The sequence below is a fragment of the Halomonas korlensis genome (assembly GCF_900116705.1).
Taxonomy (GTDB): Bacteria; Pseudomonadota; Gammaproteobacteria; order Pseudomonadales; family Halomonadaceae; genus Halomonas; species Halomonas korlensis.
This window is the reverse complement of record NZ_FPBP01000012.1, coordinates 102,402-114,405: the sequence shown is the minus strand read 5'-3', so window position 1 is coordinate 114,405 and position 12,004 is coordinate 102,402. Positions and strand designations below refer to the sequence as shown.

General features: G+C 64.9%; 10 protein-coding genes. 5 read left to right on the top strand and 5 right to left on the bottom strand.

Translation table 11 applies throughout. The features are described from left to right. Window positions 1–117: 117 nt before the first annotated feature. A complete protein-coding gene (gene rnt, locus BM341_RS15455; RefSeq protein ID WP_089796958.1) occupies window positions 118–783 on the bottom strand; it encodes a ribonuclease T in 666 nt (221 codons plus the stop codon). Between the two features lie 263 nt (window positions 784–1,046). Between rnt and BM341_RS15450 the strand changes: the two genes are divergently transcribed. Genes BM341_RS15450 through BM341_RS15440 form a run of 3 tightly spaced genes read left to right on the top strand, consistent with a single transcriptional unit; the run spans window position 1,047 to window position 3,723 of the window. Next, complete coding sequence (locus BM341_RS15450; RefSeq protein ID WP_089796957.1) at window positions 1,047–2,267, top strand: argininosuccinate synthase; 1,221 nt, start codon at window positions 1,047–1,049, stop codon at window positions 2,265–2,267. A 4-nt stretch (window positions 2,268–2,271) separates the two neighbouring features. Further along, on the top strand, window positions 2,272–2,586 hold the full coding sequence (locus tag BM341_RS15445; RefSeq protein WP_089796956.1) for an HlyU family transcriptional regulator: 315 nt from the start codon (window positions 2,272–2,274) through the stop codon (window positions 2,584–2,586). Between the two features lie 12 nt (window positions 2,587–2,598). Further along, entirely contained in the window at window positions 2,599–3,723 is a 1,125-nt protein-coding gene (locus BM341_RS15440) for a DUF294 nucleotidyltransferase-like domain-containing protein (protein WP_089796955.1), read from the top strand. Here the strand turns inward: BM341_RS15440 and BM341_RS15435 are convergent. Genes BM341_RS15435 through BM341_RS15420 form a run of 4 tightly spaced genes read right to left on the bottom strand, consistent with a single transcriptional unit; the run spans window position 3,704 to window position 9,120 of the window. Beyond that, on the bottom strand, window positions 3,704–6,481 hold the full coding sequence (locus BM341_RS15435) for a sensor histidine kinase (protein WP_089796954.1): 2,778 nt from the start codon (window positions 6,479–6,481) through the stop codon (window positions 3,704–3,706). The genes BM341_RS15440 and BM341_RS15435 overlap by 20 nt on opposite strands. Window positions 6,482–6,488: 7 nt before the next feature. Further along, the gene (locus BM341_RS15430) at window positions 6,489–6,686 is read right to left on the bottom strand and encodes a hypothetical protein (RefSeq protein WP_089796953.1); all 198 of its coding nucleotides are present in this window, start codon (window positions 6,684–6,686) and stop codon (window positions 6,489–6,491) included. After that, window positions 6,683–8,749 (bottom strand): 3'-5' exonuclease, encoded by a 2,067-nt coding sequence (locus tag BM341_RS15425; RefSeq protein ID WP_089796952.1) that lies wholly within the window; start codon window positions 8,747–8,749, stop codon window positions 6,683–6,685. Before BM341_RS15425 ends, BM341_RS15430 begins: the two co-directional genes overlap by 4 nt. Then, window positions 8,749–9,120, bottom strand: coding sequence for a response regulator transcription factor (locus tag BM341_RS15420; RefSeq protein WP_089796951.1), 372 nt, complete (start codon window positions 9,118–9,120; stop codon window positions 8,749–8,751). Before BM341_RS15420 ends, BM341_RS15425 begins: the two co-directional genes overlap by 1 nt. A gap of 242 nt (window positions 9,121–9,362) precedes the next feature. Here BM341_RS15420 and BM341_RS15415 point away from each other — a divergent pair, with 242 nt between their 5' ends. Together BM341_RS15415 and BM341_RS15410 are read left to right on the top strand one after the other, a co-directional pair. Next, window positions 9,363–10,040 (top strand): glutathione S-transferase family protein, encoded by a 678-nt coding sequence (locus BM341_RS15415; protein ID WP_089796950.1) that lies wholly within the window; start codon window positions 9,363–9,365, stop codon window positions 10,038–10,040. A gap of 290 nt (window positions 10,041–10,330) precedes the next feature. Then, window positions 10,331–12,004, top strand: coding sequence for a carbon starvation CstA family protein (locus tag BM341_RS15410; protein WP_089796949.1), 1,674 nt, complete (start codon window positions 10,331–10,333; stop codon window positions 12,002–12,004).

Sequence of the window (12,004 nt, the reverse complement as noted above, 5' to 3'; positions counted from 1 at the left end):
GGGCTTACTCGTTCTTCATGAACCGCCGTATACGGAACCGTACGTACGGTGGTGTGAGAGGACGGGGGAAGCAATTCCCCCTCCTACTCGATTCTTTTTTGCGTTTCTGCAGACGGGTCAGTCTTCAACGAGCCCTTGTTCTTTCTGGGCCAGGCTCCAGCCGCCGAGTTCGCGGTAGCGGTTGACCATGGCGCAGAACAACTCGGCGGTGCGCTCGGTGTCATAGCGCGCCGAGTGGGCGGCGTTGTTGTCGAAGTCGATGCCGGCGACGCGGCACGCCCGCGCCAGCACGGTCTGCCCATAGACCAGGCCGGCAAGCGAGGCGGTGTCGAAGCTCGAAAAGGGATGAAAGGGGTTGCGCTTGATGCCGCAGCGATTGACGGCGGCATTGAGAAAGCCATGATCGAAGGCGGCGTTGTGGCCGACCAGCACCGCACGCGTGCAGCCATGAGCCTTGATGGACTTGCGTACCGAACGGAAGATTTCGCCCAGCGCCTCGGCCTCGGACAGGGCGACCTGCTGGCGCAGCGGGTCATCGAGCCGAATACCGGTGAAGTCCAGTGCCGACTGCTCCACGTTGGCCCCTGCGAAGGGCTTGATGTGGTAGGCATAGGTGGCGTCGGGTTTCAGACTGCCGTCGGCCTCCATGGTCAGGGTCACGGCGGCGATCTCCAGCAGCGCATCGCGCTCGGGGTTGAAGCCGCCGGTTTCCAGGTCGACCACCACCGGCAGGTAACTGCGGAATCGCTGGGCCATCAGTTCGCGGGCGCTCGCCTCGCTCATTCGCCTCTCCTTAGTCTTCGCTCGCGCTTCTCGCGTCTTCGCTTGCCCGTGTTGTTATGGCCTTCGGTCTTGCCTCATCCTCTCGCGCACCGTCAGTGCGATTCGATCAAGGTCGCCGCTGGAGCGCGGCCAGTCTAGCAGTTTGGCCTCCTGGCGTCCTGCGGCCGGTATTCGCTGCCCCCTCACCGCGCTATAATGGCTGACACATGACGCGCGGTAACGTCACTGATTTCAACGCCAATGATTCCAACGAGGAGCCCTTAATGTCCGATGTCAAGAAGGTCGTGCTGGCCTATTCCGGTGGCCTGGACACATCCGTCATCGTCAAGTGGTTGCAGGAGACCTACGACTGCGAAGTCGTGACCTTCACTGCCGACATCGGCCAGGGCGAGGAAGTCGAGCCGGCGCGTACCAAGGCGCAGGCATTGGGCGTCAAGGAAATCCACATCGAGGACCTGCGCGAGGAGTTCGTGCGCGATTACGTCTATCCGATGTTTCGTGCCAATACCCTCTACGAAGGCGAATACCTGCTCGGTACCTCGATCGCTCGGCCATTGATCGCTCGTCGCCTGATCGAGATCGCCAACCAGACCGGCGCGGACGCCATCTCGCATGGTGCGACCGGCAAGGGCAACGATCAGGTGCGTTTCGAGCTGGGGGCCTACGCGCTCAAGCCCGGTGTCAAGGTGATCGCGCCGTGGCGCGAATGGAACCTGACCTCACGTGAAAAGCTGATGGCTTACTGCCAGCAGCACGATATCCCGGTGGACTTCTCCAGTGGCAAGAAGAAGTCGCCGTATTCCATGGACGCCAACCTGCTGCACATCTCCTACGAGGGCGGCATTCTCGAGGACCCCTGGGCCGAGGCCGAAGAAGACATGTGGCGCTGGAGCGTGTCGCCGGAAACCGCGCCCGACCAGCCCACCTATGTGGAGCTGACCTACGCCAAGGGCGACATCGTCGCCATCGATGACACGCCAATGCGCCCCCACGAGGTGCTCGAGACGCTCAACAAGCTGGGTGGCGATAACGGCATCGGTCGTCTCGATATCGTCGAGAACCGCTACGTGGGCATGAAATCGCGGGGCTGCTACGAAACGCCCGGCGGTACCATCATGCTGCGCGCCCATCGTGCCATCGAGTCTCTCACGCTCGACCGCGAGGAAGCGCATCTCAAGGACGAGTTGATGCCGAAGTACGCCGAGGTGATCTACAACGGCTACTGGTGGAGCCCTGAGCGGCGCATGCTGCAGGCGGCCATCGACGAGACCCAGAAGAACGTGTCCGGCGTGGTACGCATGAAGCTCTACAAGGGCGGTGCCACCGTGGCGGGTCGCAAGTCCGACCAGTCGCTGTTCGACGAGTCGATTGCGACGTTCGAGGATGATGCCGGCGCCTACGATCAGAAGGATGCCGAGGGCTTCATCAAGCTCAACGCCTTGCGCCTGCGGATCGCCGCCGGCAAGGGACGCCAGCAGGACTGATGCCATGTTGAAGAAGCTGCTCTCCGGCCTGTTCGGCGCGGGTGATGACAAGAGCCCGGCGCGCCGGGCCGCCGAGCCGGTGGAGTACAAGGGCTACCTGATCGTTTCGGAACCCGACGATCAGGGCGGCCAGTATCGAGTCAGCGGCTGGATCCGCAAGCCGCTTCCCGGCGATGACGATGAGGGAGCGCAGTTGCTCGAGCATCGCTTCGAGCGCTCCGACATGGTACCCGGTCGCGAAGCCTGCGATCAGTTGATGGTCAGCAAGGCGCAGCGGCTGATCGATGAAATCGGCGACGAGCTGTTCAAGACTCGCTGATTCGGAGCGCCCATGCGCCTCTTGTATCGCGCCTCGCCCTGGCGAACCCTCTTTACCGGCGATTTCCCGTCAGCGCTTGGCGCCTGGCCGTCGGTCCTCACTCCGCTACGCGATGCCCTGAACGCCCTCGGCCCTACCCCCAGTCTTGCCGAGGCGCACCGTTGGCAAGCCGAACTCGTCGAGGCGCTGGATCGTCTCGACCTTCCCGCCTGGCGCATCAGTCAGCTGATCAGCGACCACAACGACTGGCTCTACCGGCGTGCCGTCGAGCTATCCCTCAACGAGATGCAAGGGCAGGGCTGGGGGCCGCCTCCGGTGGCGTTCTGCGTGCTGACTCTGGGCTCGGTGGCCCGCCACGAGAGCCTGCTGGGGCCGGACCAGGACAATGCCATGATTATCGCCGACTACCCTGACGCACGGCACACCGAAATCGACGGCTATTTCCAGGCGCTTGGCGAGCGTTTCACCCAGCGCCTCGATACGGCCGGCATCCCGCTGTGTCAGGGACATGTGATGGCGCGCTTCCCGATGTGGCGCAAGCGTCTGTCGGAGTGGAGCGAGCAATTGGCGCTATGGACGGCAGACCGGCGCGTCAAGCGTGTCCAGCAGGCCAATATTCTGCTTGATTTTCACCCCGTGTACGGCGAGCCGGCCCTCGCTGAGGCGTTGGCGGACCGGGTAGCGAGACGGTTGCCCCACGCTCACCTGTTTCTCGACGAGATGGCCGCGCTGCTGCTCGAAACACCGGTCGCGCTGGACCGCTTCGGCCGTCTGGCCAGCGGCGGCGAGGGCGCACCTCACGAACGGGCGATCAATCTCAAGCACCGCGGCGTGCTGCCGTTGGTCAATGCCGTGCGCCTGATGTCGCTGCGCCATGGCGTCACGCCTCCCGATACGCGCTCGCGTCTGACGGCGCTGGTCATGCGTGACGTGCTGGACACCGAGCGCGCCCGTGCGTTGACGGTGGCACTGGCGCGCCTTCAGGGGCTGCTGCTCGCGGAACAGCGCATGGCACTGGCCGAGGGCCGCACGCCGGATGGATGGATAAACGGCGCGCGTCTCGCTGAAGACGAGCGCCTATTGCTGCGTCACGACCTTCAGCAGATCCAGGCGGTGATCAGGCAGGTGCGGGGCTAGCCGGCGCGGGTGGCGTGGCCGCTTCCGTATCTGGGGCGTCCGGGGCGTCGGGCAGCTCCATCACCAGGCAGGCGCCTCCCAGATGCGGCGCGCTCTCCACCCACAGGCGTCCCCCCAGGTGGGCCACGATGCCGCGGCTGATCGGCAGCCCCAGGCCGCTGCCACGCGGCCGGCCGCGGGTTTCGCCGCTGTCCTGGCGCTGGATCTGATGGAACTTCTCGAACACGCGCTCACGCTCGTCGTCGGCAATGCCGGGGCCGTTGTCCTCCACGCTGAGGCGGAAATGATCCTTGTAGCGCTCCAGGCGCAGCAGCACGCGCGGCGACTCGTCGGCGGCGAACTTGCCGGCATTGTCGAGCAGGTTGATGATCACCTGCTCGAGGCGGTCGGGGTCGCCGATCACCGGGGCCGCGCTGACCGCCATGTCCACTTCCAGATTGACGCCCCGCGTTTCCTGGAGACGATGGACGGCATCCACGCTGTGCTGCGCCAGCTCGACCAGGTCCAGCGGTCGTGGGTCGAGCGTCATGCGCCCACTCTCCAGACGCGCGAGGTCGAGTATCTCCTCGATCAGCCGGGACAGCCGCTGGCTCTCGCGAACCACCACGTCGAGAAAGTGCAGGCGTTTCTCCTCGGGCAGGTTCTTGCCATCGTGCAGTATCTCGGCGAAGGCGCGGATCGAGGTGAGGGGGGTGCGCAGCTCATGGCTGACCATGGCGATGAACTCGTCCTTGAGGCGGTCGAGCTCGCGCAAGCGCTCATTGGCGGCGCGCAATTCCTCGCTGGTACGCGCCAGCTCGCGGGACTTCTGCTCCAGGCGCCGGTTGACCTCCAAGGTCTCCGAGGTAGTGTCGAGAATGCTCAGGATGGCGTCCAGATCGAGGGCTTCGCCGCGTACCACCGAGTTGATCAATACTCGCGCCGAGGCACTGCCGAGCGCCCCGGCCAGCGCCTGCTCGGCGCGGGCGATCAATTCCGGCGGGGCGGGATGGTCATCCTCGGCGATCGCTATCCCGGAAAACACACGGCGGGTGGCAGCGCCTCCCAGGTAACGGTCGAGCAGGGCGCTGAGCTCGCCGCGCGTGGTCTGTCCCTGCCACAGCGAGGTCTGCATCAGCCGGGGGTGCATGGCCTCGGTGAACAGCGCCGCCTGGGTCTGTTCCAGCGGGCTCTGACGCGAGAACAGCGAGACGCCCACCAACAGGCCGACGTTGGCGGTGAGGCTCCACAGCAGCGAATGGGTATAGATGTCCCAACCCTCGAGCCCGAACAGTGCGTAAGGGCGCAGCCAGCCGATGCCCCAGGGGCCGTTTTCCAGAAAGCCTGCGCCGAGCCAGCCCGACTGCGCGAACCCCGGCAGCAGCAGCGTCCAGGCCCAGACCAGAAACCCCGCGATCAGCCCGAGCGCGGCGCCGTTGCGGTTGGCACCGCGCCAGTACATGCCGATCAGCATCGCCGGGGCAAACTGGGCGGCGGCGGCAAAGGACACCAGCCCGATGGTCACCAGGCTGTAGGAATCCCCGATCAGCGCGTGATAGAGATAGCCCAGCAGCAGGATCAGCACGATGGCGACCCGCCGGATGCCCAGCAGCCAGCCGGCGAGCTCCCCGCGGCTGCCCAGGTGCAGGTGGGGCGAGCGCAGCAGCAGCGGCATCACCAGTTGGTTGCTGACCATGGTCGAGAGCGCGATGGTCTCCACGATTACCATGCCGGTGGCCGCCGACAGGCCGCCGATGAACACCAGCAACGGCAGGCCCTCAAGCCCTGCCGACAGCGGCAACGTCAGCACGAAGCTGTCGGGGTCGCTGCCGGCATCGCCGAGCAGCAGCCCGGCCATGGCAATGGGTATGACGAACAGGTTGATCGCCAGCAGGTAAAGCGGAAACAGCCAGCTGGCGCGCGTCAGGTGACGCTCGTCGACGTTCTCGACCACCAGCACCTGGAACTGGCGCGGCAGGGTCAGAAACGCCAGGAACGCCAGCACCAGGGTGCCCACCCAGCCCACGGCGCCGCCCGGCACGGCATCGAGGCTCAGCGCGCCGCTCAGTTCGGGGGCTGCGGCCACCTGGGCGAAGAGGTCGCCGGGGCCGTTGAAGAGCACGAACACCGTGAACACGCCCACCGAGAGAAACGCCACCAGCTTGACCAGCGATTCGAAGGCGATCGCGGCCACCATGCCTTCGTGGCGTTCGCTGGCGTCGAGGTGGCGGGTGCCGAACAGGATGATGAACACCGCCAGCACCAGGGCCACCCAGAACGACTTGTCGTTCCAGAAACTTTCCTCGGCGAGCCGTAGCTCAGCGGCCTCGGGATAGTTGACCAGCACCGCATGGCTCAGGGTGATCGCCTTGAGCTGCAGGGCGATGTAGGGCGTGATACCGACCAGCGCAATCAGCGCCACCAGCGCCCCCAGGCTCGAACTCTTGCCGTAGCGGGCGCTGATGAAGTCGGCAATCGAGGTGATGCGCTGGGCGCTGGCGATGCGCACCATCTTGCGGATCACGAAGGGCGACATCAGCATCGCCAGCGTCGGACCCAGATAGATCAAGAGGAAGCTGGGCCCGGCACTGGCGGCGCGGCCGACGCTGCCGTAGAAGGTCCAAGCGGTGCAGTAGACGGCGATGGAGAGCGCATAGACGGTGGGCGAGCCGATCAGCGAGCGGCCCTGCTCGGCACGTCGATCGCCCCAGGCGGCGATCACGAACAGCAGGGCGAGGTAGCCAAAGGCCACCGCCAGCACCAGCATCTCTCCCCTCATGACGCGATCACTCCTCTTGGCGCCGTTCCATCAGCCAGGCGGCGAGGCCGATCACCGCGGCCCAGGCGATGAAGATATACAGCGGCAGACGAGACGGACCGGTCCGGGACGGGGTATCGAACAGCAGCAACAGTGGCGGCGAGAACAGCGCCACGGCCAGCACGATCAGGACCACCAGGCGCTCCTTCTGACGGGGAGCGTTCATGCGCTGGCATCCTCCTTGTCGAAGGCGCTGGCCTGCAGCAGCAGGACATCCTGCAGCGTATCGATGCCGCGCGCCTCGAGCCGTGGCAGCAGCGAGAGCCATAGTTCGGCGGTGACGCGGGCATCACCCAGTGCCGTATGACGAGCGCCGGGAGGCACGGTCAGGCCATAACGCTCGGCCAGGGTATCGAGGTCGTGGCCATCGATCGCCTCGTCGAGTGCCCGCGAGAGCAGAAGGGTGTCGAGCACCGGCATGTCGAACTCGATCCCGCCGCCCGGCGGCTGTATGGCCAACAGGTCGAAGGCGGCATTGTGAGCGAGTATCACCGCATCGCCGATGTAGTCGCGAAAGCGCGGCAAGGCCACCGCCAATGGCGGCGCACCGGCGACATCGGCATCGCGCAGGCCGTGGATCGCGGTGCTGGCCGGTGGAATCGGGCGCCCGGGATCGACACGGATATCGAAGGTGTCGCTGGCCAGCAAGCGCTGGTTGACCACGCGGCAGGCGCCGATGCTGATCACGGTGTCGCCGCGGCGCAGTTCCAGGCCGGTGGTCTCGGTGTCAAAGGCGACCACCTCAAGCGATCTGAGCGATCTTGCCGCCAGCTCAGCATCGGGCGGGGGTAACTCGGCGATGCCGAAATCGTGAAACTCGGGACGCGGTGGAAGCTTGGCACGCGGTGCGCCGACCCGGTCCATGGCCGGCAGTGGCAGGCGCAGCCGGGCATGCTCGCCGTCCGGGTCGGCCAGGCTCCAGGCGTCGCTAGCGTGCTGGCGCAACACGTCGGCGACCCGCGGGGCGAGTGGCAGGCTCTCGAGGCGCTGGTCCTGCCACTCGGCCAGGGCACGCTCCCCGAGCGGCTCACCCCGCCAGATGAGGTCCAGATAGACACGCTTGTTGCCCAGGCACACTTCACCTTCCAGCTCGGTCTGATCGACATGGCGCGCCAGATACTCCAGCAGTGAGGCAAGCAGCACCAGCAGCCCCGTGGCGTCTCCTTTCAGCCAGGCGGGCATGCCGATCGGGACGACGTGACGTCCCTCGCAGGCGTGATAGTCATTGAGGGCATTCCAGAGGTCATTGGACCACAGGGGCGCCAGGCGCTCGCCCTGGCGCTGCATCTCATCGATCAGCTTACTCAATCGCTCGATGCCTTCCCCCAGCGCCTGGCTTTCCTCGGCCACCACGCGCTCGAGGCGCTGTTGCAGCTCACCGGAGGCGCTGCCATGACGCAGCTGGGTCAGGGCGTCGGCACTGCTGGTAAGCCCCGCGCTGTGTCGGCGCAGCAGCGGCAGGGTGTCGACCAGCTCGGTACGCACCCCCATCTCGCTGGTCCATGAAGCCGTCGTGTCGGTCAGGGTCAGCAGGGTCTCGCCGTTGCTGCCCGGCACCCGGCGCAACACGGCCCGCAGCCAGCGCTCGTCACAGGGCACCAGCACCTCGCGGGGGGTGCCGTCGTCAGGAATCTGGGCCAGCGCATCATGAAGGCTGGCTACCGGCAGCAGGGCGTCGAGCCGCTTGCCGAGCCCCAGGCCATTATGGTCTTCGAACAGGGTTTCTGCGGCATGATTGAACAGCAGCAGCCGACGGTGATGATCGCAGAGCAGCAGCGGTGTCTCGAGCACCTGAAGCAGGGTCTCGAGCTCCTGGCGGATCCGCGCGGCGCTGCGCGCGCCATCGGCATGGGCGGTGGCCAGCAGACCGCGATCGGTTCGCCAGGCCTCGCGAATGCGCGTCAAGTCGGGGCCGAGGCTCTTCAGCCAGCCTTCGGGGGGATAGTCGTCGCGAGCATCGGGATTGGCCACCAGACGCGCCAGCTGCACCTGCAGGTGGCGCAGGGGGGTGAAGAGCTGACGCTCGAGCAGCAGGCCCACCAGGAAGATGGTGGCACCGCCGGAAAAGCAGCCAAGCCAAAGTACCCAGCGGGCGATGCCCTGTGGGGTGAACAGGCTATCCAGCCAGGTGGCGAACACTGCCCCGCCAAACAGGCTGATGCCGCTAAGCAGCAGCCATAGCCCGACCAGGCGCTGGCGTTTGGGCAACCCCTTGTAACGGCGGGCCATCATTGCGCCTCGGCGAGGAGGGTCTTGACCTTGTCGACCAGCGCCTGGGTCGAGAAGGGCTTGGTAATATAGTCGTCGGCGCCCAGCGCCATGCCTTTCTCGCGTTCCACTTCACGGCCGTGGGCGGTGAGCATGATGATCGGCAGGCGGGCGTGGTCGGGGTCATGGCGAAGCCGCTCGAGGACGTCGAAGCCGCTGATACCAGGCAGGCTGATATCCAGCAATACCAGGTCGGGGGCGCCCTCGGCGACACGCTCGAGGGCGCTTTCGCCATCTTCGGCGGTCACCACGTCCAGGCCGGCCTGCTGCATCAGGAATTCCAGCGATAGGACGATGTTGGGCTCATCGTCCACCACCAGCACCTTGGCCATGGCGTTCTCCTTGTTCTCGTGTGCTGTGTTTTCAACAATGCTTCATCTTGGCGATATTATGGGGTCTTGGTGTTGTTAAGCGTAGTTGTTATCAAGCGCCGTTATCGTGGTGTTCCGCATCACGTTGCGTTTCGTTATTCAGTCTAGTGGTCACCGCTTGGTGAGCAAAGACGACCTTGGCAGGAGTGCCAACGGCGTCAAGATGGTAGGGTTTCTCTCGTTGGCCTTCGTGGAGAAAACGCATGATCAAGGTGCATCATCTGGAAAACTCGCGCTCCCAGCGCGTGCTGTGGTGCCTGGAGGAGCTCGGGGCCGAGTACGAGGTCGTGACCTATCGACGCGACCCGGTGACGATGCGGGCCCCGGCGTCGCTTCGCGCGGTGCATCCCTTGGGCAAGTCGCCGGTGATCAGCGACGAGGCAAACGAAGGCCGCGTTATAGCCGAGTCCGGCGCTATCCTGGAATATCTGGTCGAGCGCTTCGATGGTGGGAATCACTTGATGCCGCCGGCAGGCAGCGACGAACGCCTGCGCTACCGTTTCTGGCTGCACCATGCCGAGGGGTCGGCGATGCCGCCGCTGGTCATGCGTCTCGTCTTCGCCCAGCTCGGCAAGCCGCCGGTGCCGGCCTTGGCGAGACCCCTGGGCAGACTGTTTGCCAGCGGGGTCGAGAAGCAGTTTCTCACGCCGCAGATCCGCGACCTGCTGGATTACTGGGAGAACGAGCTCGCGCATGCTACATGGTTTGCCGGCGAAACCTTCAGTGCGGCCGACATCCAGATGAGCTTTCCGGTGCTGGCGCTTGAAGGCGGGGGAGGGTTGGCGGGTTACCCGAAGCTCGGCGATTTCCTGTCCCGCTGCCGGGCGCGTGACGCCTATCAGCGCGCCGTGGCTCAGGGTGGCGAGTTCTCCCTTGGCTGAGCTTGGCTGTGACAGGCGCTAGCGAAGGCGGCAGACTATAGCGTCAGGGGTGTCAGTGTTCCTGCAATTCAACTCTTGTCGCGGGGAATGCCCGCTTCAGCCTGTCTCGATGGCCAAGCCAAAGGCCCTACGACTTTTGATGTAATTGACTCCTCGTGCGCCCCCTGAACATGGACTTATTGACGATTCCGTATAACGCTGGACAGGAGGAGGCAAGATCGTCCGAGTTCCCTAGAGCGCTTCACAACAACAAGGATGACTGCTGACCGTTTTAGCCAGGGAGTTCCACCATGAGTGCCATTATCATATTGGTTCTAGGTCTGGCCGCGATGGCGGCCGGGTACTTTCTGTACTCGAAGTTCATTGCCGAGAAGGTCTATCGGCTCGACCCCGATTACACGACGCCCGCACATGAATATGAGGATGGCGTCGACTTCGTGCCCACCAATCGCTACGTACTCTGGGGCCATCACTTTACTTCGGTGGCCGGGGCCGCCCCCATCGTGGGGCCGGCCATTGCCGTCATCTGGGGCTGGCTGCCGGCTTTTCTGTGGGTGATATTCGGGACCATTTTCTTCGCCGGAATTCACGATGCCGGAGCCATCTGGGCCAGTGTTCGCAACAAGGCCAGGTCCGTCGGGGCGCTGACCGGCGACGTGGTGGGCAAGCGCGCGCGCAGTATTTTCATGATCGTCATCTTCCTGGTACTGCTGATGGTCAACGCGGTGTTCGCGGTGGTCATCGCCAGCCTGATGATGGACTTCTCCAGTGCCGTGGTTCCGGTGTGGGGCGCTATCCTGGTGGCGCTGGTCATCGGCCAGATGATTTACCGACGCAAGATGAGCCTGCCGGTGGTATCGATCATCGGGGTGGTGGCGCTCTATGCGCTGATCTTTATCGGCCCCTCGGTCCCGATCCAGATGCCGGAAGAGGTGGGTGGCATGGCCGGCAACGCGGTATGGATACTCATCCTGTTCGGCTATGCGGCTATTGCCTCGCTGTTGCCGGTCTGGGTGCTGCTGCAGCCTCGTGACTACATCAATGGCCTGCAGCTCTTCATCGGCCTGATTGTGCTCTATGGCGCCATCCTGCTGCTCAATCCCGACCTGGTCGCCCCGATGATCAACAGCGATGTGCCGGCGGGCACGCCACCGATATTCCCGCTGTTGTTCGTCACCATCGCCTGCGGGGCCATCTCGGGCTTCCACGGCCTGGTCTCCTCGGGCACCACCTCCAAGCAGCTTGACAAGGAAACGGACGCGCGCTTCGTCGGCTACTTCGGGGCCGTGGGCGAGGGCATGCTGGCGCTGGCTGCCATCCTCGCCGCCACCGCTGGCTTCGCGACCTTCGCCGACTGGCAGGCGATGTACACCGACTTCGGTGCCGGGGGTGTCACCGCCTTTGTCGAAGGTGGCGCCTACATGATCCACCATGGTCTCGGCCTGCCGGAAGCCACGGCGGCGACGCTGCTCACGGTGATGGCGGCGCTGTTCGCCGGCACCACCATGGATACCGGGCTGCGCCTGCAGCGCTACATCTTCCAGGAATGGGGCGAAATCTATCACCAGCCGTGGATGAAGAAGCCCGCCACGGCGACGCTGCTGGCGGTGGGCAGCTGCCTGCTGCTGGCCTTTGGCGCCGGCGGCCCCGACGGGTCCGGTGGCATGATCATCTGGCCGCTGTTCGGCACCACCAACCAGCTGCTGGCAGGCCTCACCCTGCTGGTGGTCACCGTGATGCTGGTACGTCTGCGTCGTCCCATGTGGTTCACCCTGGTGCCGCTGTGCTTCCTGCTGGTGATGACCATAGGGGCGCTGCTGCTCCAGCTGCGCAGCTTCTACGATCAGGGCAACTACTTCCTGCTCATTGTGGATATCGTGGTACTGATCGCCGCCATCCTGGTGGCCATGGAGTGCGCCCAGGCGCTCAAGCGTGCACGCACCGAGATGGGCAAGCAGCTTTGA